At 62.1% G+C, this 20,152-nt stretch carries 19 protein-coding genes; 8 read left to right on the forward strand and 11 right to left on the reverse strand.

The window, feature by feature from the left end; all coding sequences use genetic code 11:
- Nucleotides 1-90: 90 nt before the first annotated feature.
- From K7H91_RS03915 to K7H91_RS03925, 3 genes are all read right to left on the reverse strand, one after another.
- On the reverse strand, nt 91-1,230 hold the full coding sequence (locus tag K7H91_RS03915; RefSeq protein WP_230718904.1) for a GGDEF domain-containing protein: 1,140 nt from the start codon (nt 1,228-1,230) through the stop codon (nt 91-93).
- A 129-nt stretch (nt 1,231-1,359) separates the two neighbouring features.
- Complete coding sequence (locus tag K7H91_RS03920) at nt 1,360-2,442, reverse strand: tetratricopeptide repeat protein (protein ID WP_230718905.1); 1,083 nt, start codon at nt 2,440-2,442, stop codon at nt 1,360-1,362.
- Between the two features lie 7 nt (nt 2,443-2,449).
- Nucleotides 2,450-3,097 carry a thiamine phosphate synthase gene (locus K7H91_RS03925; RefSeq protein WP_230718906.1) on the reverse strand — a complete coding sequence of 216 codons (648 nt, stop codon included), beginning with the start codon at nt 3,095-3,097 and terminating at the stop codon, nt 2,450-2,452.
- 99 nt (nt 3,098-3,196) lie between these two features.
- On the opposite strand from K7H91_RS03925, the gene K7H91_RS03930 reads away from it, so the two are divergent.
- Nucleotides 3,197-3,955 carry a sulfite exporter TauE/SafE family protein gene (locus K7H91_RS03930; RefSeq protein WP_230718907.1) on the forward strand — a complete coding sequence of 253 codons (759 nt, stop codon included), beginning with the start codon at nt 3,197-3,199 and terminating at the stop codon, nt 3,953-3,955.
- A 42-nt stretch (nt 3,956-3,997) separates the two neighbouring features.
- Here K7H91_RS03930 and K7H91_RS03935 read toward each other — a convergent pair whose 3' ends face one another.
- The 3 genes from K7H91_RS03935 to K7H91_RS03945 form a co-directional block, all read right to left on the reverse strand.
- Nucleotides 3,998-4,264 (reverse strand): DUF2312 domain-containing protein, encoded by a 267-nt coding sequence (locus tag K7H91_RS03935; RefSeq protein ID WP_018066314.1) that lies wholly within the window; start codon nt 4,262-4,264, stop codon nt 3,998-4,000.
- 99 nt (nt 4,265-4,363) lie between these two features.
- Nucleotides 4,364-4,669, reverse strand: a complete 306-nt coding sequence (locus K7H91_RS03940) for a DUF1244 domain-containing protein (RefSeq protein WP_230718908.1) — start codon at nt 4,667-4,669, stop codon at nt 4,364-4,366.
- Nucleotides 4,670-4,688: 19 nt separating this feature from the next.
- Nucleotides 4,689-5,468, reverse strand: coding sequence for an N-formylglutamate amidohydrolase (locus K7H91_RS03945; protein ID WP_230719016.1), 780 nt, complete (start codon nt 5,466-5,468; stop codon nt 4,689-4,691).
- A 164-nt stretch (nt 5,469-5,632) separates the two neighbouring features.
- On the opposite strand from K7H91_RS03945, the gene K7H91_RS03950 reads away from it, so the two are divergent.
- Both K7H91_RS03950 and pyk read left to right on the forward strand, forming a co-directional pair.
- The gene (locus K7H91_RS03950; protein ID WP_230718909.1) at nt 5,633-6,136 is read left to right on the forward strand and encodes a DUF1036 domain-containing protein; all 504 of its coding nucleotides are present in this window, start codon (nt 5,633-5,635) and stop codon (nt 6,134-6,136) included.
- Nucleotides 6,136-7,575 (forward strand): pyruvate kinase, encoded by a 1,440-nt coding sequence (gene pyk, locus K7H91_RS03955; RefSeq protein WP_230718910.1) that lies wholly within the window; start codon nt 6,136-6,138, stop codon nt 7,573-7,575. Before K7H91_RS03950 ends, pyk begins: the two co-directional genes overlap by 1 nt.
- A 446-nt stretch (nt 7,576-8,021) precedes the next feature.
- Here the strand turns inward: pyk and K7H91_RS03960 are convergent, their stop codons facing one another.
- Nucleotides 8,022-8,456: a DUF1489 family protein gene (locus K7H91_RS03960; protein ID WP_230718911.1), complete on the reverse strand. Its 435-nt coding sequence runs from the start codon at nt 8,454-8,456 to the stop codon at nt 8,022-8,024.
- Between the two features lie 53 nt (nt 8,457-8,509).
- Nucleotides 8,510-9,922, reverse strand: coding sequence for an L-serine ammonia-lyase (locus K7H91_RS03965; RefSeq protein WP_230718912.1), 1,413 nt, complete (start codon nt 9,920-9,922; stop codon nt 8,510-8,512).
- Between the two features lie 838 nt (nt 9,923-10,760).
- Here K7H91_RS03965 and K7H91_RS03970 point away from each other — a divergent pair.
- Together K7H91_RS03970 and K7H91_RS03975 are read left to right on the forward strand one after the other, a co-directional pair.
- Nucleotides 10,761-11,471 (forward strand): DUF599 domain-containing protein, encoded by a 711-nt coding sequence (locus tag K7H91_RS03970; protein WP_230718913.1) that lies wholly within the window; start codon nt 10,761-10,763, stop codon nt 11,469-11,471.
- A complete protein-coding gene (locus K7H91_RS03975; protein WP_230718914.1) occupies nt 11,468-12,394 on the forward strand; it encodes a DUF1624 domain-containing protein in 927 nt (308 codons plus the stop codon). Before K7H91_RS03970 ends, K7H91_RS03975 begins: the two co-directional genes overlap by 4 nt.
- Before the next feature lie 22 nt (nt 12,395-12,416).
- Here the strand turns inward: K7H91_RS03975 and K7H91_RS03980 are convergent, their stop codons facing one another.
- Both K7H91_RS03980 and mgtE read right to left on the reverse strand, forming a co-directional pair.
- A complete protein-coding gene (locus K7H91_RS03980; RefSeq protein WP_230718915.1) occupies nt 12,417-12,806 on the reverse strand; it encodes a MerR family transcriptional regulator in 390 nt (129 codons plus the stop codon).
- Between the two features lie 55 nt (nt 12,807-12,861).
- On the reverse strand, nt 12,862-14,280 hold the full coding sequence (gene mgtE / locus K7H91_RS03985) for a magnesium transporter (RefSeq protein WP_230718916.1): 1,419 nt from the start codon (nt 14,278-14,280) through the stop codon (nt 12,862-12,864).
- Between the two features lie 477 nt (nt 14,281-14,757).
- Between mgtE and K7H91_RS03990 the strand changes: the two genes are divergently transcribed.
- The 3 genes from K7H91_RS03990 (at nt 14,758) to K7H91_RS04000 (ending at nt 19,413) form a co-directional block, all read left to right on the forward strand.
- Nucleotides 14,758-17,334 (forward strand): putative bifunctional diguanylate cyclase/phosphodiesterase, encoded by a 2,577-nt coding sequence (locus tag K7H91_RS03990; protein WP_230718917.1) that lies wholly within the window; start codon nt 14,758-14,760, stop codon nt 17,332-17,334.
- A 693-nt stretch (nt 17,335-18,027) separates the two neighbouring features.
- On the forward strand, nt 18,028-18,171 hold the full coding sequence (locus K7H91_RS03995) for a DUF1127 domain-containing protein (RefSeq protein ID WP_018066572.1): 144 nt from the start codon (nt 18,028-18,030) through the stop codon (nt 18,169-18,171).
- 129 nt (nt 18,172-18,300) lie between these two features.
- Entirely contained in the window at nt 18,301-19,413 is a 1,113-nt protein-coding gene (locus K7H91_RS04000; protein WP_230718918.1) for a pyridoxal phosphate-dependent aminotransferase, read from the forward strand.
- 36 nt (nt 19,414-19,449) lie between these two features.
- Here K7H91_RS04000 and K7H91_RS04005 read toward each other — a convergent pair whose 3' ends face one another.
- On the reverse strand, nt 19,450-20,148 hold the full coding sequence (locus K7H91_RS04005; RefSeq protein WP_230718919.1) for a glutathione S-transferase N-terminal domain-containing protein: 699 nt from the start codon (nt 20,146-20,148) through the stop codon (nt 19,450-19,452).
- Between the last annotated feature and the right edge of the window lie 4 nt (nt 20,149-20,152).

Here is a 20,152-nt window from a genome sequence, read left to right on the forward strand (position 1 = left end):
GTGAGCGCCTGCGCGGTGAGCAACGCGCGGCGCTTTTGCGACACGGCGGTTCATGATCACAGAACGCGGTGAAATTCAAGGCCCGCAGGCCTAAATCGAATCACCCTGAAGCGCTTCGTCTTCGGTCCGTTCGGCCTTCTTCGACGATAAATCGAGCACTTCGGTCCGGTTGCGGCCGGCATTCTTGGCGCGGTAAAGCGCCCGGTCGGCATAATCGAGCGCGACCGCCAACCGCGTCTCGCCGGCGACGAAACCGGCCACGCCGGCGCTGATGGTGATCGAGAATGTCTGCCCCTCGAAGGTGAATTCCAGTTTCTCGATCGTGGTTCGGATCTGTTCGGCCACGCGGAAGCCGTTGTCCACCGTTGTCGCCAGCAGGATGATGGCGATTTCCTCGCCGCCATAGCGCACGGCGAAATCGGACCGGCGGATGCGGGTAACGATGGTTTTGGCCACCTGCTTCAGCACCTCGTCGCCGCGGGGGTGGCCATAGCGGTCATTGACAGCCTTGAAGCGGTCGATATCGAACAGGATGACGCAACCATCCTTTTGCTCTCCGGCGGCCTCCCGATCGATCGTGAATTCGAGCTGGGAGAGCGCCCGCCGATTGTGAAGACCCGTCAATGGATCGCGATCGGCATTGAACTCGACATCATGCAGATAGGAGGTCGCGCGTCGGGTCGATTCCAGGGCCGATCCGAGCAAGACCGTGCCGAGGGTATTGATCACGATCAGCGGCGCGCCGATCACGGCAAAGAGGTCGGCGGCCCGCTCGAACCCTGCCATCAGCAATGACAGGACATAGAAATTGCTGAGACAGCCGAGCAGAAGGAGAGACCGAAAACGTTGCGTCTTGGGGCCGAGAAGGGCAAAGCCGACCCCGATCGCGCCGGCCATCGCGATCCCGACAACCCCCGCGGTCACGCCACCGCCGCCGATCCAGATGCGGAACGCCGCCACGATCGCGCTGACAGCCACGCCGGCGACCGGCCCTCCGAAAACGGCGGACAGAACCACGAAGACCGCGCGGGTATCGAACACATAGCCGGAGTGCATATGGATCGCGTTCATCATCGCGGCGATCGCGCCGCCGGCAAAAACGACAGCGCTAGCATAGATACGATGACGGGGCTGACGAACATGGCGAAGGATAAAGCCGTAGCCCAGGACGATCAGCGCACCGAGTCCAAGGCTCGTGATCAATTCACCGACAATATCTAGGCGCCCCAAGAAACTTCCCCCAACCTCCACCACTCGCACCAATCAGATTTAGCCAACCTGTCCTCCAAGAAAATACACAAACTCAAGGGTGAGGAATAGGAAAATTGACAGCGGGCCGAGTATTCTTGGCGTTTTTGGCTAGTATCTTTGCGCCAGCGCGCGCGAGCGGCGGTCAGCCGCCGCCCTGGTCTCGGCGTCGAGACCGTCGACAAGCTCTTCCATGTCCGGCTCGATCAGCCCCAGCCGCCGAACGCTGAGATAGAAGGTCGCCGCCGTTTCCTTGTCTTCGCGCACGCCGATGCCCTGGCTGTATAGATAGGCGAGCCTGCTCATCGCCGCCGGATTGCCGTTGAGCGCGGCGCGGCGCAACCAGTCGACGCCCTGCTCGAGATCGCGCGGCATTCCCCTGCCGTTGATCAGCGCCAGCGCGAGATCGAGCTGGGCGGTATCGTGATCGCCATCGGCGGCGCGGCGCAGCCAGAATTTCCAGAGCGCCTTCTTCTCCTCCGGAAGATCGTCCAGAGCCGGATAGATCTGTGACAGCGCATATTGGGCATCGGCGATATCGGCCTCGGCCGATGCCTCGAACCACGGCAAAGCGAGCTTCAGCCCCTCCTTGCCTGGGTTCTGCGCAATCAGCAGGCTGCCGTAATTGAACGCGGCAAGCGGATCACCGGCTTCAGCGGCCTGTTTCACCAGCGCGCCGCCCTTTTCCTTGTCCGCCTCGTCGTCGGCGGACAACAGCGCCATGCCGTAGCGGTTCAGCGCGAAAGCCTCGCCGCTTTCGGCCGCCATGCGGTACCATTCAAGCGCAGTACCGGCCCTTTCCTCGGCAATCAGGTTTCGCTCCACCAGTTCGCCGATCAGGGTTTCCGCGCGCGGGTCCCCGCGTCCGGACCGCTGCAGCGCCGCCTCATACGCTTCATCATAGGCGCCGCGCTGATAGGCGCCATAGGCGAGATCGACCGGGCCGTCATAGGCAGGCTCCGGCGGCAGCGCGGGAAGCGCATCGTCGACCGGCGCGGCAAGCGCGAAGCGATAGGGCGCAGGTCTGTCGGGCTCAAGCCCCGGCGGCAGCAGATGCCCGCCTCCGTAAAGCGACACCCGGTCGCCGGAAACCAGATCCGGGTCGGTCGCGAACTGCCCCATTGTCGCGGCAACACCGAGACCCGGCGCAAGCGCCAGCAAAACAGCAGCAGTGACGACGGAACGAGCGGTCATGGCCTTCCTAATCGCCAAACCGTGGCGCTTTTTCGTCGAGCGCGGCGTTGATCTCGGCCACCATGGCGGCGGGGCCGCCGGGCGCGTCGAAGACGGCCTTTCCGACGGCAACGAATTCCGCGAAGGTCAGCGCCACGTCGATAACGCCGGCCGGATCGCTGCCCGCCATCACGATACAGGGAATTTCGACCATGGAGGCCCACCATTCGCCGAGGTCGAGGTTCTTGGGATGGGGTGCCGCATGGGTATCGCCATCGAGCATGCCGAAGAAGACATAATCGGGGTTGAGTTCGCCGGCCTCAAGCGCCGCGTGGCGATCCTTCAATCCGCCGACGCCGACGATCAGCCGCGGCGAGAACCGCTCCATCGCATCGGCGAGCTCGCCGCGCGAGACATGAATACCATCGGCCTTCGCGCGGCCGGCAACGCGGCTGTCGCCGTCGATCAGCGCCGCCGCGCCATGATCCTGGATGATCGGCACCAGCCGTTCCGCGCGGCTCTGAAACGCCTCGAAGTCCTTGCCATATTGCGGCAGGATGACGGAGGCGACATCGCCGCCGCGCAAAGCATCGGCCAATAGCCTCTCCTGGTCGCCGGTATCGGCGATTTCGGGCACCACCAGCACCAGCCGGCAACGATCCTGTTCAACAGTCATCTCGCTCAATCCCTTTCGCGCCCGCCTTACCCAATCCGTGGGTCTCGCCTTCCCCGGATAAATCCGTTAGAGCGGAGTTTCAACAGGTGCTTTGATTTCATGCTTCCCGATCCGATCTTTTATGCAGCGGCAATCCCCGCCGTGATACTCGTGGGCCTTGCCAAGGGCGGTATGGGCGGCGCGCTTTCGCTGCTCGGCGTGCCGATCCTCACCTTCGTCGTCGAACCGGCTACGGCGGCCGCAGTCATGTTGCCGATCCTGATCGTCATGGACATCGTGGCGCTATGGACCTGGCGTCACTATAACCACTGGCCGACGCTTGTGATGCTGCTGCCCGGCGCGCTGATCGGGACGGCGCTCGGCTGGTATACTTTCTCGACGGTTCCGTTCGAGCTGACGCGCATGCTGGTCGGGATCGCCACGCTCGCCTTTGCCGGCAAATATTTCTACGACCGCTGGAAGCCGGGCGAGAAGATCGAGAAGCCGGCCGCTCCGCAGCGACCGGTCGCAGGCACCTTCTGGGGCGGCATTGCCGGCTACACCAGCTTCATCTCGCATTCCGGCGGCCCGCCCTTCCAGATCTACACCCTGCCGCTGAAGCTGGACCCGAGAAGCTATACCGGCGCCAGCGTGCGCTTCTTCGCGATCGTCAACTTCATCAAGCTGCCGCCCTATTATTTCCTTGGCGAACTCGGAGCGCCCAATCTCACCGCCTCGGCAAGCCTGCTGCCCTTCGCGGTGATCGCGACGATCGCGGGCGGCATGATCATCAAGCGCATGCGGATGGAAGTGTTCTATCCGCTGATGTACGCCATGGCGGGGCTTGCCGGGCTGAAACTGGTGATGGATGGATTTTGAGCCGGGAAGGTAAGGCGTGTCCGGCTGAAACGCCGGAGCCGCCTATTCTTCTTCCGGCGCGCGGATCATTCCGAGCGCGATCATGTAGGTATCGAGCACGGCTTCCTCTTCCATGCGCTCCTGCTCGTCCTTCTTGCGTAGCGCGATGATCTTGCGCAGCGCCTTGGTGTCGAAGCCGGTGCCCTTGGCCTCGGCATAGACATCCTTGATGTCGTCGGCGATCGTCTTCTTTTCTTCTTCCAGACGTTCGATCCGCTCGATGATCGAACGCAACTGATCGCGCGCTATGCCGTGTGCGTCGTCGGCCATGCTCAACTCCTTATGTCACAGAAAAATACGTGGGCCCTGCCTGCCGAAAACCGCGTGTGAGGTCAAGGCCGATAATGCGGCGGGGACCGATTGTTCCACTCAATCGCGCGGTCTGGCGGCTTCGAACGCGGCCTTCTGGCCGTCCGACGCCTCGCTCTGGTGGCGAGCCTTCCATTCGTCATAGGGCATGCCGTAGATGATCTCGCGCGCTTCATCCTTGGTCATAGGAATATTGTCCTGTTCGGCCGCCTCGCGATACCAGTTGGCAAGGCAGTTGCGGCAGAAGCCGGCAAGGTTCATCAGGTCGATATTCTGCACGTCGGTACGCGCGCCGAGATGGGCGGCCAGTCTTCGGAACGCGGCGGCCTCCAGATCGCGCTTCTGTTCTTCGCTCAGCTTTTCCATGGTCGTCTCCATCGTGTTTTCAGGCCCGCGAGGGGAAATGCCGCAGCACATGCACGTCATCATCGGCATTCAAAGCGGCCAAAATGGGGGCGATCCGCCCCGCCCATAGCGCAACGCCGCCGGCATCGGCGATCAGGTCCTGGCGCACTTCCAGGAGGGCGTGGGCAATGCCTTTTACCATGCAGTGCCGGTTCATCGTATCGCCCTTGAGCGCGCCGTCATAGGGCTCGTTGTCGCCGACGATCACGCCTTCGAGGGCGGCAAGCGCATCGATCAGCGGACGCACCGCGCGCGGATCGCCGTCCCACAACACGCCGGTATGCCATGGCCGCGCCACGCCTTTCCAGAACGGCGTGAACGAGTGGAGCGAGATCACCAGCGGCGGGCGGCCGGTGGCCTCCGCAGACTTTTCGATGAGCGCGTCGATAGCGTGGTGATAAAGCCGGTGATAGCGCTCCAACCGCCTCTCGCGCTCATCCGGCGACAGGGGGTGGTTTGCCGGAATGATCGCGCCGTCGGAGAGTTTCATGATCAGCGTCGGGTCGTCCTCGCCCCGGTTCGGATCGATCAGCAGCCGCGAGAATGTGGCCATGACGGCGGGGCAGGAAAGTTCGGCGGCAAGCGCGCGGACCAAGGCCTCGATCCCGATATCATAGGCGATGTGACGCGCAAACACCGAGCGGTCGAGGCCGAGATCGCCATATTCCGCCGGCACTCTCGCCATGGCGTGATCGGCGAGCAGCACCAAACCGCTGTCATATTTCCCTTCTAAAACTTCAAAAGCACACATGTTCGCCATGGATATCCGGTCGGAATTTGCGATAATGGGTGATGGCACACACGGCCGGCTTTCGGCAAGCGTGTGCTCCGCCATTTGCCTCGCCCGCCGCGGGGCACTATGATAACGCTGTAAATCGATTGAATGCGTTCCCGTCACGGATCGTCCCACGAGATCAGGCTGCCATGCTGTCAACTCAGAAACGTCTTCCCTCCGCCTCCGCCAACAAAGCCTTTGCCGTTGCAGGAAAAGGCCTGACGCTCACCGGCACGCTTGCCGCCGGCCTGTTCGCCGCCGCCTTCTGGTCGCCGCCCGAGGCCCGCGCGGAATTTCGCGTGTGCAACGACACGGCCAACCTCGTCGGCGTGGCGGTCGGCTACCGGGCGGAAGAGGGATGGATCTCGGAAGGATGGTGGCAACTCCCGGCCACCACCTGCGCGACCGTCGTGCCGGGCCCGCTCCAATCGCGCTACTACTATCTCTACGCCGAGGATGCCTCCGGAAGCGGACGCTGGACCGGCTATACCAATATGTGCGTCGCCGAGGATGAATTCGAAATCACCGGCGTTCAGGACTGCTTTGCGCGCGGTTATCAGCAGATGGGTTTTAGCGAATATGACACGGGGCGGGAAGAAAGCTGGACTGTTCAGCTTTCCGACACGCCCTCCACCCAGGAAAGTCAGAATTGATGAGACGTCACAGAAAAGTAAAGATTCTCGCCACGCTCGGCCCGGCCTCTTCCGAGGAAGAGCAGATCGAGGCGCTGCACAAGGCCGGCGCCGACCTGTTCCGAATCAATATGAGCCATGCCAGCCACGACCTGATGCGCACGCTGACCAAGCGGATCCGCAATGTCGAGGCGCGCTGCGGACGGCCGATCGGCATTCTTTGCGACCTGCAGGGCCCCAAGCTGCGCGTCGGCAAGTTTCTCGACGGCAAGGTCGAACTCGAGGTCGGCCAGACCTTCACCCTCGACGACCGCGACGAGCCCGGCAATGAGAAGCGTGTTTTCCTGCCGCATCCGGAAATCCTGCAATCGGTTCAGCCCGGCCATCGCCTGCTGATCGATGACGGCAAGCTGCAGCTTCGCGCCGAAAAATGCGACGGCAAGAGCATTGAGTGCACCGTCGTTGCTGGCACCGGCATTTCCGACCGCAAGGGCGTCAGCCTGCCCGATACGCTGCTCGGCGTGGGCGCGCTGACCGAAAAGGACCGCGCCGACCTCGATGCGGTGCTGGAAACCGGCGATGCCGACTGGGTCGCGCTGTCCTTCATCCAGCGCCCGGACGATCTGGCCGAAGTGCGCAAGATCGCGCGCGGCCAGGTGGGACTGATGTCGAAGATCGAGAAGCCGCAGGCGATCGAGCGGATCGAGGAGATCATCGAGATGAGCGACGCGCTGATGGTGGCGCGCGGCGATCTCGGCGTCGAAATGCCGCTCGAAACCGTTCCCGGCCTGCAGAAGAAGCTCATTCGTCTGTGCCGCTCCGCCGGCAAGCCGGTGGTGGTCGCGACCCAGATGCTGGAATCGATGATCGAATCGCCGGTTCCCACCCGCGCCGAGGTTTCCGACGTCGCCACCGCCGTGTTCGAGGGCGCCGACGCGATCATGCTGTCGGCCGAATCGGCAGCCGGCGAATATCCGACCGAGGCGGTCAGCACCATGGCCTCGATCGCCCGCACCATCGAGCGTGAGCAGCTTTATCCGCAGATCCTTTACGCCCAGCGTCCGCAGCCGGAGGCAACCGGCGCCGACGCCATCTCGCTGGCAGCGCGCGAGATCGCCGAAACCTTGAAGCTGACAGCGATGGTCTGTTATACCGCGTCCGGCACCACCGGGCTTCGCGCCGCGCGCGAGCGGCCGAACGTGCCGATCCTGGCGCTGTCGCCGGTGGTCAGGACCGCGCGGCGGCTGTCGGTGGTCTGGGGCCTGCACTGCGTGGTGGCCGACGAGCCGACCGATCTCGAATCCATGGTCGACGGCGCCTGCCGGATCGTGGTCGACGAGGGCATCGGCAAGCCCGGCGACCGGATCATCATCTCCGCCGGCGTACCACTCGGCACCCCCGGCGCCACCAACATGCTGCGCATCGCCTATATCGGCATGGACGGCCGCTCGGGCGTTTGATGTATTGGGCGGCGGCTTTGCGGCCGCCGTCCACTTTTATGGCCGCAAATTTGCGAGAAGAGCTTGCGGCGTGCTCCCAATACTCTCTCCCGCTTGCGGGAGAGATACCCCCGAAAGGGGGAGTGACGGTGATGCAGCGTTTCAGTTCGCGAGGGCGTTCGCTGGGATAGACTCCCCCCTCACTGCCCCTGTCGGGGCATCTCTCCCCTCCGGGGCGAGAAGATTGGGGGGCTATGCGGTGAGGCGGGAAACTTTGTCTGACGCCAGACTGCCGAAAGACCTTTCCTTTTTACGGACGTCATCCTCGGGCTTGTCCCGAGGATCTAATCACCGCTCCACACGAGCGGAGTTGGCGTTTCGGAATAGATTGAATTTAAGTAGATTTTTCGTCCGAGACGCTGGTCGCGTTGATACGTGCTTAGAGGGACAAGCCGAACGCCCCTCCCCTACAACAATCCCAATTCCGCCAGCTCCGCGCGCAGGTCGTCCGGCATATCATCGCCGCCGTCGCCGAAGTCGAGGTCGCGGGGGGCGTCTTCGGGTTTTAGGTAGCGCCAGCCCTGGAACGGCTTGCGCGGCACCGGGACGGTGTCGATCACCTGGGGGCCGAGGATGAGGTCGCATCGCTGGATGCCCTGATTGTCGGTGTGGTTGGCGATGTCGAGCAGCGTCTGGCGGGCGCGGATCTGGCCGTTGATGACCCAGTAGAGCGAGCCGCCTTCGAGCAGTTCGTCGCGGCGCTTCGGCGTCATCCGCGTGGTGTGGATGCTGTGCGGCTCCTGGCCGAGCGCGATCGCCGCCATGGCGCGGCGCGACACCCATTCGCGCAGATCGTCGATGCCGGTGGCGCCGACGCAGAGTTTGAGGAGATTGAGGCTCATGCCCTCATCAAACGCCGGAGGGCTTTCCAGTCAAGGCCGAATATCGGCGGGCCTCAGCAATCCACCACATTGACGGCCAGCCCGCCGGTGGAGGTTTCCTTGTATTTCTCGTGCATGTCACCGCCGGTCTGGCGCATGGTCTCGATGCAATTGTCGAGCGGCACGAAATGGCTGCCATCGCCCTTCAGCGCCAGCGAGGCGGCGGTGACCGCCTTGACCGCGCCCAGCGCATTGCGCTCGATGCAGGGCACCTGAACGAGGCCCGCGATCGGGTCGCAGGTCATGCCGAGATGGTGTTCTAGCGCGATCTCGGCGGCGTTTTCCACCTGTTCCGGCGTGCCGCCCATGGCGGCGGCGAGGCCTGCCGCGGCCATGGCGGAGGCCGAGCCGACCTCGCCCTGACAGCCGACCTCGGCGCCGGAGATCGAGGCATTGGTCTTGATGATGCCGCCGATCGCGGCCGCCGTCAGCAGGAAGTCGCGGATCGCGGCCGTGCCCATCGGCTTCTGGAATTCGCGGAAATAGCGCAGCGTCGCCGGCACCACGCCGGCTGCGCCATTGGTCGGCGCGGTCACGACCCGACCGCCGGCGGCGTTTTCCTCGTTGACGGCCATGGCGAACATCGACAGCCAGTCATTGGCCATCATCGGGTCGAACTGGTTGGAAAGCCGCGCCTCTGACAGCTTCTCGTAGAGCTTGCCGGCGCGGCGCTTGACCCTGAGCCCGCCGGGCAATTCGCCCTCGCCCTTCAGCCCGCGATCGATGCAGCCATCCATTGCCTGCCACAGCGAATCGAGCCCGGCATCGAGTTCCCCGCGCGGCATGCGCGCCTCTTCATTGGCGCGTTTCATGGCGGCGATGCTGAGGCCGGAACGGCTCGCCATTTCAAGCATTTCCCTGGCGGTGCGGAACGGGAACGGGGTGTTCTCATCGGTCTTTTCGGCGGCGGGAAAGGCCTTCTGTTCCTTCCAGGCCGCAAGCTCGGTATCGGTGAGAACGAAGCCGCCGCCGATCGAATAATAGACCTGGCGCAAGAGCACATTGCCATCGGCATTGAGCGCGTAGAACGCCATGCCGTTGGCATGCCCGGGCAGCGCCTCCTTGCGGTCGAAGATCACATCCTCGTTGCAATCGAAGAAGTAGGCGGGATGGCCTTGCGGTTCGACCGCGCCTTTTTTGCGGATCGCGTCGAGAATAGAGTCCATTTCGTCCGGGTCGACGGTATCCGGCCGTTCGCCGGCAAGGCCGAGGATCACGGCGCGGTCGCTGGCATGGCCGACGCCGGTATAGGCGAGCGAACCGTGCAGGCTCACTCTCAGCCGGGAGACGACCGTTCCGGCTGGGCGCGGCCAGTCGTTCGATAGGAGCAGCTCAAGGAACCGGTTGGCCGCCGACATCGGCCCCATCGTATGGGAGCTCGACGGGCCGATCCCGATCTTGAAGACTTCGAATACCGACAGAAACAATCCGCCACCTCCACGCACTTCTTCATCCGACGCTTTATACCAAGGACCGATGATTAGAACCCATATGACCGGAGCGATTTTGAAAGCCGGCTAGGCGAAAATCGCAGTCGTAGCCATAGCTACGGCGAGGATTTTCAACGACGCGGGCTTTCAAAAGCGCCCGGCCCTGAAAGCGTGCGGCTGGAATGGCCCCCGAGGGCGTCAAAATCCTCGCGCGATGCTCCAGCATCGCTCTGCGGTGTTTTCCTACTCGGATAGCCATTCCAGCGCGCATCATACGGGTCCTAATCATCGGTCCTTGGTATTAGGCCATCCTCATCGAAAACAGCACCATCGCGCAGGCTCTGGACCGACATGATGCGCATGCGTCCGCGACATAGGGAAAATATGGCAGGAAAGAAGCAGAAATGAAAACAACGACGGCCCGCATGGGCAGCGCCGTTGTTTTCTTAAATTCCGGGCCGCTCAAACAGCGACGATAAGATAGGCAAGTCCGAGAATAGCACCAAAGCCGATGACAGCCCTGAGGGTCACACCCCAACAGGTTTTGTGTGCGGTATCTTCCATGATTACTCCGATTGACATGACCCGGCACGCCCTTGGGAGAATGCGTGCGGATGGTTATCGCTTTATTAAACTGTCACAGAAACTTCAATGGGGGTCTGACGGAAAATTTCGAAAATGTCCGCTTGCAAAGGCAAGGGACAGCGGACAAAACGGTAGCGTCGTGAAGGAAATGCCGTGCATCGTCAACAGGCTGCCCGCATTTCTTTCATACGCGAACGCACTCTGATATTTATTTTCACGGGGCCGTCCGGAAAGCGCAGGCGTAAAGTTCATGACGACAGTCGATCTATTGGCGCTTCTCTTTTTTCTGGGCTGCTGGTTCCTGTTCGACAGCATCGTTATCGGGCGTTTCCGCCTCGTTTCCCGCCGCAGCCTCACCGAAGTGATGTCGATCCACCGCAAGCGCTGGATGCTGAACACGCTGACGCGCGACCTGAAGATCATCGACACCCAGATCATGGCGGGGCTGCAGAACGGCACGGCATTCTTCGCCTCGACCTCGATCTTCGCGATCGGCGGCTGTTTCGCGCTGATGGGAGAAGCCGACACCGCGCAGTCGCTGTTTCAGGATCTGCCGCTGCTCACGCCGAGCACACGCGCGGCCTTCGAGATGAAGGCGGGCGGGCTTGCCGCGATCTTCGGCTACTCCTTCTTCAAGTTCGGCTGGTCCTATCGCCTGTTCAACTACAACACCATCCTGTTCGGCAGCCTGCCGATGATGGCGGAGACGGAACGCGACAGAGAGAAGGCCGAACGGCTGGCAGAGCGGATCGCGGAGATCAACATCATTGCCGCGCGCCATTTCAACACCGGCCTGCGCGCCATCTTCCTGTCGATCGGCTATTTGGGCTGGTTTCTCGGCCCCTACGCCTTCATCGCCACCACCGCCTTCGTGTTCATGATCCTGATGCGGCGGCAGTATTTTTCGGATGCGCGGGCAACCGTCATTGAGGCCCTTGAGGGCGCGGAGGAAAAGCCTTGAGCGAGACTACAGTTCCACGACGGCGGATCCATGCCATCGACGCCGCGCGCGGGATCGCGCTGGTCGCGATGGCGATCTACCACTTCACCTGGGACCTCGACTTTTTCGGCTATGTCCGGTCCGGTCTCGCGACCACCGGCGGCTGGGCGATCTTTGCCCATCTGATCGCCGGCAGTTTCCTGTTCGTGGCCGGCTACAGCCTGTGGATGGCGCAGGGCGGCGGTATCCGGATGGTATCGTTCCTGAAGCGCCTCGGCATACTGGTGCTGGCTTCGCTGGCGATCTCCATCGTCTCGTGGTTCACGACGCCGGACGCGGTGATCTATTTCGGGATCCTGCACAATATCGCGGTCGCATCGATCATCGGCCTGTTTTTCCTGCGCGTCCCCGCGCTCGTGACGCTGGTGGTCGCCGTCGTTGCGCTTATCCTGCCGCATTATGTCAGTTTCGATGCGCTCGACCCGCGCTGGCTCGCCTGGATCGGCATGGCGGCGCATCCGCCTTCTTCCAACGACTATGTGCCGCTATTTCCCTGGATCGGTGCGTTTCTGGCGGGTCTGGCGGTCTCCAAGCTCTCGCTCGACTGGCTGAAGCGCCAGAAGCAGGTGCCGAAGAACGAAAACATTCTCAACTTTTTCGGCCGCCACAGCCTGGTGTTCTACCTGTTGCACCAGCCGATCCTGTTCGGCCTCGTCTATGCAGCGACGCTGGTGGTGCCGCCCGATCCCTCGCCCGCCTATCTCTCAAGTTGCCAGGCGAGCTGCGAGCGCACCGATGACGCCGCCTTCTGCGCGTCCTACTGCGCCTGCACGCTCGATACGCTCAAGGAGGAGGGCCTGCTCGGCCCGCTGATGCGCAACCAGACCACGGAGCAGGACGCCGTCGCGCTCGGCCGCATTTCGATGATGTGCAGCAGCCGCTGACCAGATATCGATTGTGGGAAATTCAGGTGCCGACGCCGATTTCGGCGAGCCGTCCGAGACAGTTTTCCTCGGCGAGATCGAGCTCGTTCATCATCTCGTCGATGTCACGGCGCTTCTGGCGCATCGCCTCGCGCCAGGCCTTGATCGATTCCATCGTCCGCTTGAGCTCATTTGTTTCGCTGGGAAGGCCGTGGAACAGGGCGAGCACGTCCTTGATCTCGGAAAGCGACAGACCGATACGGCGGCTGCGGAGGATTTCCTTGATCATCAGCCGCTCGCCCTCGCTGTAAAGTCTCGTTCGACCCCGGCGTTCGGGCTGCAGCAGGCCCTCATCCTCATAGAAGCGAAGCGTTCGTGTCGAGACACCAAACTCGCGCGTCAATTCCGAAATAGAATAATGCCTTCTCTGCACGTTCCCGCCCCATACGATATTATTTAAGCACTTTAGAATGTAAGTGCTGACATAACTAGATATTAAACCACCAAGTCGCAATTCCCAAAAATGAGAAAAAACCAATCACATCTGTGGTGGTGGTCACAAAAACCGACGATGATATGGCGGGGTCGGCGCCGGCCCTGTCGAGAAGCAGCGGAATGAGGATGCCGGCCATGGCGGCGGCGAACATGTTGATGATCATCGCGGCGGCCACGACCCCGCCAAGCTGGGGATTGTCGAACCAGTAACCGGCGGCAAGCGCGATCAGGATCGCGAAGGCGAGCCCGTTGAATAGGCCGACGCCGGCCTCCCTTCGAATGATCCGGGCCGCATTGTAGATATCGAGGTCGCGTGTAGCGAGCGCGCGCACCGTCACGGTCATGGTCTGGGTGCCGGCATTGCCGCCCATGGAGGCGACCACCGGCATCAGCACCGCAAGCGCGATCATCTGGCCGATCGATTCGTCGAACAGGCCGATTACGCTCGCCGACATGAATGCGGTGCACATATTGATCAGCAACCAGCCGAAACGCGAGCGCACCGCCCGCACGATATTATCCGACAGCTCTTCATCGCCGACGCCGCCGAGGCGCTTGATATCCTCGTCGGCCTCCTCGTGAATCACGTCGACGACGTCATCGATGGTCAGCACGCCGACGAGGCGGTCATTACTGTCGACCACGGCGGCGGACAGAAGGTCATACTGCTCGAACACCTGCGCCGCCTCTTCCTGGTCGAGCTCGGCGGCGATCGGGTGGTTGGTGTCGTGCATGATCGCTTCGATCTTGACCTGGCGCTTGGTGCGCAGGATCTGGTCGAGATAGACGGCGCCCAGCAGCCGGAATGTCGGATCGACCACGAAAATCTGCGAGAAACTGTCGGGCAGTTCCTCATCCTCGCGCATGTAGTCGATCGTCTGACCAACGGTCCAGAACGGCGGCACGGCCACGAATTCGGTCTGCATGCGCCGGCCGGCGGAGCTTTCGGGATAATCGAGCGAGCGGGCGAAGCGGATCCGCTCGGTAAACGGCAGCTTGGAGAGGATCTCCTCGCGCTCCTCGTCGGCGAGGTCCTCCAGAATGTAGACGGCATCGTCGGAATCAAGCGAGGTCAGCGCGCTGGCGAACTGTTCGGGAGGCAGCGATTCGATGATGTTGAGACGGATCGCCTCATCGACCTCGGTGAGCGCCGTGAGGTCGAAATCCTCGCCAAGCAGCCGCACCAGTTCGGGACGGTTTTCAAAGGACAGCGCCTCGATGACGTCGCCGGTCTCCGATTCGTGGCGGCCCGCGATCTGCTCGCGCAGAAAATCGACATCGCCATCGGCGATCGCCTGCTCTATCCGGGCGATGAATTCGGCGCTGACAGCGCCTTCCTCATTGTAGATTTCCAGGAGCGCGTCGCGCGGCGGCTCGTTCTGACCCGGCAATACTTCGTCCAGATGGCTCATTTTTCGATGACCTTTCTGTCTGCAACGCTGCCCCGCAGATGAGGTTCCCCCGGCGCCCATCTCTTAGTGGGTTTCGCAGGCAAATGGAATCGCCGTCTGACAACCTTTTGATGACACGGTTGTGAAATCCGAGAGCAATGGACGCTTTGCGGGAAGAAACGGAGCGATGCCGGCGGATGACCGGCCGGTTCGCGCAGCCGACGATGCGACGCCGCGATGGCGCGCTCGCCCTCCCCTTCATCGCCGATTAACCGAGGCGACGCTTCACGTCCGGCAATGGGCGAACGCGTTTGACTAAGGGCCGGCGCGCTCCTATCAAAGTGGGGGTCAAAAAGAATGCACGATCGGAGCGCATGCTTTCCCAGGCAACGGGACATTGCCGGGCAGCGCGACAAGGTCCAGCCTCCGAAACGGGCAACTGCGCAACAGGGGATTTGCGATGCGATATGGTGCCGGGTCTCTTCAACGGGCGAACCGATGGAGACGCTGAAGAATGTGAGGAACGTCCACGATCACAGCCGGACAACCCGGCTGCTGACGGCACTCACGATACTGTTCTTCGTAACGCTCGCGATCGGCACCTATGCGGGCGGCGTATTTGTGCGCGAATCGATAAAGGAAGAACGCCGCCTTCTGGCGGAGGGGCGGCTGAGCACGTTCGGCAAGGCGCTGCGGAGCATCTTCGAGGTTTCGATCGAGGGCGGCAAAACCCTTTCGGCGGCGCTTGCCAGCGGCAACGATATATCCCATTTCGAAAGCGCGACGAAATCCTATCTGGCAACCGCGCCCTGGACCCAGGCGGTCGTCCTGCAACAGCCGGACCAGACCCCGCTGGTGCTTCCGCAATCCGCGCGCGAGGCGGTTCTTTCGATGCCGCTGCCGCCGAAGGAGAATACGACCCAGCAGTTTTTCGGCCCCTACACGCTGCCGGATGGCCAGAAAGGCCTTATCTACCGAATCGACTCAGGTGACGATGTCATCGAACTCGTGATCGGCTTCAGGTCCGTTCTGGAAGCGGTCGGCCTCTTGGAACTTGCCCAGTCGACGCAGTTCTCGGTCGAGGTCGACGGCGCGGGCAAGGCCCAGGCGATTGCCGGAAACGCAAACCTCAACCCGGAAGATACCGTCAATTTCTCCACTCAGATCGGCAACGCCAAATGGACGATCCGCGTCCTGCCCGATCCGCTGGACCAGGGTCCCAACAACTGGAGCCGGTTATTTCTGATGTTCGCCGGCATCGTCGTGCTGGCGTTCCTCACCCCGCTGATCGCCCTGATCATCCTTCTCAGGGCGCGCTTGCGCGACAACCGCCATATCGACGAAAGCATGATGGCGATCGACAACCTGTCGCGCCAGCTCTATGTCGCGCTCAACGCCTCGAATATCGGGTTGTGGGAGCATGACCTCGATTCGGGAGAACAGATCTGGGACGATCAGATCCTGAAACTCTACGGGATCGAGGGTCAGGGGCGTATCCACACATTCGAGGAATGGCGCTCATTCCTGCACCCCGACGACCGCGCGCGGATGAAACGGTTCAAATGGCGTGAAACCGGAGACACCAGCTTCCGTCAGGAATATCGCATCGTTACGCCGGACGGCACCGAGAAGACGCTCCGATCGGCGGGCAATGCCTTCCGCGATGCCGCCGGACGACGAAAATATGTCGGCGTGAACTGGGATATCTCCGCCGACAAGGCGCAGCAGAAGGCGCTGACCGAGGCCAAGGCGCGCGCCGAAGCGCAAAACGCCGAACTGGAAAACGCCCGGCTGCAGATGGAAAAGTTCGCGCTTGAAGACCCGCTCACCGGCGTCGCGAACCGGCGGCACTTCGAAAAGAAGCTCGAAGCGGCGCAAACCGATGGAACGCTGCGCGAGGGCGCCAAGCTCGTGCTGATCGATCTCGACGGCTTCAAGACCCTCAACGACACGATGGGCCATGTCTTCGGCGACGACGTGCTGCGTCTGGCGGCGAAAGTGTTCACCGAAAAACTCGGCCCCGACGATTTTCTGGCGCGCACCGGCGGCGACGAGTTCGTCGTTCTGATGCCGCCGGAGAGTGACGTCGACGCCTTTACCGACGAGCTCGCCAGTGCCTTCGCAAGGCCGGTCGAGATCGACGGACGCGCCTGCCGGGTGGGCATCAGCATCGGCATCGCCGTTGTCGACGCCGCGCCGATTTCCGCCAGTGAACTTCTGGTGAAGGCCGACCTCGCGCTTTATGACGCCAAGAACCGCGGACGAGGCCGCACCGTCCACTTTACCCAGGACCTGATGGCGCGGACCTTTGAAATGAAGCGCCTTGCGGACGATCTTCAGGAGGGGCTGGAGCGCGGCGAGATCACCGCCTTCTACCAGCCGATCCTCGACAGCAGAACGTCCGAGGTCATCGGCGTCGAGGCGCTGGCGCGCTGGCGGCATCCGCAGCGGGGCATGCTGGAGCCCAAGACCTTCATCGATGTCGCCGAAAAGCACAGCCTGCTGCACAGGATCGACGAGATCGTGTTCGCCAGAACGCTCGGCGTGCTCAGCCGCTGCGAGGCCGAGGGCATTGCCGTGCCGACGCTTTCCGTCAACGTGTCCGCCCCGCGCCTGCAGGAGCCATCCCTTCTGCGACAACTCAGGGACGCCGAACTGCCGCCGGGCAAACTCCATTTCGAGCTGCTGGAATCGATCCCGTTCGATGACAGCGACAACGCGCTGCTGAAGATCGTCAACGAAATCCGCGACATCGGAATCGGCATTGATCTCGATGATTTCGGCTCAGGCTATGCATCGCTGGTGGGGCTGACCCAGGTGCGGCCGGACCGGCTGAAAATCGCCGGTCAACTGATCGAGCCGATCATACGTTCGCCAGAAAGCCTCCTGATTGTCGAGACGATCGCCAAGATCGCGGAATCCTTTGAAATCCAGGTGATCTGCGAGGGGGTCCTGTCCGCCGGGCACCGGGACAAGCTTGATGCGATCGGCTGTCATTTCCAACAGGGCTATTTCTTCGCTCGACCAATGGATGAGGACCAGATCGTTCGCTATCTCACCCAGCGCCTGCAATAGAGCCTTTCCGCATTTCACGGAAACGCGGAAAGGCTCTATCTCTTTGTTTTTTCGCAATTCCGGACGGTGAACCGGTGTCCACTTCACCTGGATTTGCTATAGCGGCGTGCCCTTGCTCACGGCGGAAGCTCTCGATTCCCTGGTCTCGACAGGTATGCGTCTTGCGCATGGCTTCCATGTCAATATGTCACTCCCCAAAAACGCCGGCGCGCGCTATATAAGGATCAACAGCGTGATCGAGAGACCAAACGGTCGAAACGGTCCCTGGCCCGGAAACGGGTTACATATTCGAAGCAGCGTGCTCCTCCTCCCATACGCGCTTCGATGGGTTGACGACACTCCTCCTCCCAGTCGTCAGCCAACGCAAATGACGCTCACCGGATCCTCCTCCCCCGGTGGGCGTTATTTTTTTGTCCGACTCTCCCGTCTTTTATCGAATCGGTCCTGCAGCTTGGCATTCAGGCTCCTCGCCGCGCGTTCATCTTCGGGCGCCCGGAAGTGGTCGTGCACGGCGCTCATCCGCCTTAAAAATAGCCACGAAAGCCAGAGTGCACTCGCGATGTGCAACATCACGCACAAATGCATGGCAGTTGCATAAAACTTGCACAACTTTTCCTTCCAAAAACGGGTATATGGACCTCACATAAGAAATCCGGAGCAAGAAGCTCCATCGCGTATCACGAGGAAACACCCATGAACCCCTTCGACCTGACCATGAAATGGTTCTCCTACCGCCGCACCCGCGCCCAATTGCGCAACCTGTCGGCTGAAGAACTCAAGGATATCGGCCTTCTCCCGTCCGATATCGACCGCGTTTCGGCGCGCGCCTTTCGCTAAGCGACAGGCATAACTGACCTGACCAGCGGCGCCTTCGGGCGCCGTTTGCATTTACGGCAGGCGGCGGGAATGCTTGCCATTGGCGGGCGAGTGATTATGTTTGGCCGGATTTCAAACCGGAACGCCCCTATGACCGACTTCCCGCGCTTTACCGCCCTTGCCCAGAATCTGCCCGCCACCGTGCCCTTTGTGGGACCGGAAGCGCTGGAGCGCACCCGGAACTACCCGATCAACGCCCGGCTCGGCGCCAATGAAAGCGGCTTCGGCCCGGCCTCCACGGTGCTGGCGGCGATCCGCGAGGCGGCCGGCGAAATCTGGAAATATTCCGATCCCGAACATCTGTCGTTGCGCCAGGCCCTGGCCCTCCATCTCGGCTGCGGCAGCGAAAACATCGTGATCGGCGAAGGCGTCGACGGGCTGCTGGGCATGGCCGTGCGGCTGACGGTCGAGCCCGGCACAACCGTCGTTACCTCGCTCGGCGGCTACCCGACCTTCAACTACCATGTCGACGGCTATGGCGGGCGGCGCATCAACGTGCCCTATGCCGGCGACCGCGAGGACCTCGACGGTCTTCTCGACGCGGTGAAGGCGGAAGACGCCACCATGGTCTATTTCGCCAATCCCGATAATCCGATGGGCAGTTACTGGCACGCCGACGATGTCATCCGCTTCGCCGACGCGCTGCCGCAAACCTGCGTGCTGGTGCTGGACGAGGCCTATTGCGAATGCGGGCCCGCCGAGGCCTTTCCCGATATGTCCCGCTTTATCGACCGCCCGAATATTCTGCGCTTCCGCACTTTCTCCAAGGCTTACGGGCTGGCGGGCGCGCGCGTTGGCTACGTGATCGGCGCGCCGCAGACGATCCGCGCCTTCGACAAGATCCGCAATCATTTCGGCATGCCGCGCCTCAGCCTCGTGGCGGCGGAGGCGGCGCTTGCCGATCAGGCCTATCTGCAGGCGGTGGTCGGCCGCATCATCGCCTCGCGTGAGGAGATCGCCGGCATCGCGCGCGACAACGGGCTGACGCCCCTGCCCTCGGCCACCAATTTCGTGGCGGTCGATTGCGGCCGGGACGGCGCCTATGCGCGCGCCATCGTCGATGCGCTGGGCGCGCGCGGCGTGTTCATCCGCATGCCCGGCGTCGCCCCGCTCAACCGCTGCATCCGTATCTCCACCGGCCCGCACCGCGACATGCAGCTTCTCGCCGAAGAACTGCCGATCGTCCTGGAAGCGCTCGGCTGAAGCCGGGCGCCCCGGGCCGAGACTTGCTCCGCAGGCCTATCGCGCCTTCTGGCCGAACAGCACAGATTGCGCGTCCTTGTCGGTGGCAAGGTTCATCTTTTCCCGTTCGGACTGACCGACCGCAATGCCGGCCTGAACGGCCGGGCGGGCCATGACAGCCTCATACCAGCGCTTGAGATGCGGGAAATCGTTGAGATCCTGACCCTGCCCCTCATGGGACCGCACCCAGCCGATCGAGGCCATGTCGGCAATCGAATAGTCGCCGCCGAGATACTCGACCTCGGAAAGCCGCCTGTTCATCACGCCGTAGAGGCGGTTGACCTCATTGGTGTAGCGGTTGATGCCGTATTCGATCTTTTCCGGCGCGTATCTGCGGAAATGATGGGCCTGGCCCGCCATCGGCCCGAGGCCGCCGACCTGCCAGAACAGCCACTCCTCGACAGCCACGCGTTCGCGCTCGGTCTCGGGATAGAATTTTTTGAACTTGCGGCCGAGATATTGCAGGATCGCGCCCGACTCGAACACCGAGAGCGGCCCGCCGCCGGGCCCATCCGGATCGACGATCGCCGGCATGCGGTTATTGGGCGATATCTTCAGGAATTCGGGCTTGAACTGGTCGCCCTTGCCGATATTCACATAGTTCACATTGTAGGGAACACCGACCTCCTCGAGATAGATGGTGATCTTGTAGCCGTTCGGCGTCGGCCAGTAATAAAGTTCAATCGGCGTGGTCATGAAA

Source organism: Martelella mediterranea (assembly GCF_021021415.1).
GTDB lineage: Bacteria > Pseudomonadota > Alphaproteobacteria > Rhizobiales > Rhizobiaceae > Martelella > Martelella mediterranea_C.

Coding starts and splice junctions, on each gene's coding strand:
- K7H91_RS03935 (WP_018066314.1), bottom strand. CDS start 4,264: ATGGCCGACGACGCACACGGCATAGCGCGCGATCAGTTGCGTTCGATC.
- mgtE (WP_230718916.1), bottom strand. CDS start 14,280: ATGAGCCATCTGGACGAAGTATTGCCGGGTCAGAACGAGCCGCCGCGC.
- K7H91_RS04000 (WP_230718918.1), top strand. CDS start 18,301: ATGACCGACTTCCCGCGCTTTACCGCCCTTGCCCAGAATCTGCCCGCC.
- K7H91_RS04005 (WP_230718919.1), bottom strand. CDS start 20,148: ATGACCACGCCGATTGAACTTTATTACTGGCCGACGCCGAACGGCTAC.
- K7H91_RS03930 (WP_230718907.1), top strand. CDS start 3,197: ATGCTTCCCGATCCGATCTTTTATGCAGCGGCAATCCCCGCCGTGATA.
- K7H91_RS03920 (WP_230718905.1), bottom strand. CDS start 2,442: ATGACCGCTCGTTCCGTCGTCACTGCTGCTGTTTTGCTGGCGCTTGCG.
- K7H91_RS03960 (WP_230718911.1), bottom strand. CDS start 8,456: ATGAGCCTCAATCTCCTCAAACTCTGCGTCGGCGCCACCGGCATCGAC.
- pyk (WP_230718910.1), top strand. CDS start 6,136: ATGAGACGTCACAGAAAAGTAAAGATTCTCGCCACGCTCGGCCCGGCC.
- K7H91_RS03995 (WP_018066572.1), top strand. CDS start 18,028: ATGAACCCCTTCGACCTGACCATGAAATGGTTCTCCTACCGCCGCACC.
- K7H91_RS03990 (WP_230718917.1), top strand. CDS start 14,758: ATGGAGACGCTGAAGAATGTGAGGAACGTCCACGATCACAGCCGGACA.
- K7H91_RS03925 (WP_230718906.1), bottom strand. CDS start 3,097: ATGACTGTTGAACAGGATCGTTGCCGGCTGGTGCTGGTGGTGCCCGAA.
- K7H91_RS03945 (WP_230719016.1), bottom strand. CDS start 5,468: ATGGCGAACATGTGTGCTTTTGAAGTTTTAGAAGGGAAATATGACAGC.
- K7H91_RS03970 (WP_230718913.1), top strand. CDS start 10,761: ATGACGACAGTCGATCTATTGGCGCTTCTCTTTTTTCTGGGCTGCTGG.
- K7H91_RS03940 (WP_230718908.1), bottom strand. CDS start 4,669: ATGGAAAAGCTGAGCGAAGAACAGAAGCGCGATCTGGAGGCCGCCGCG.
- K7H91_RS03950 (WP_230718909.1), top strand. CDS start 5,633: ATGCTGTCAACTCAGAAACGTCTTCCCTCCGCCTCCGCCAACAAAGCC.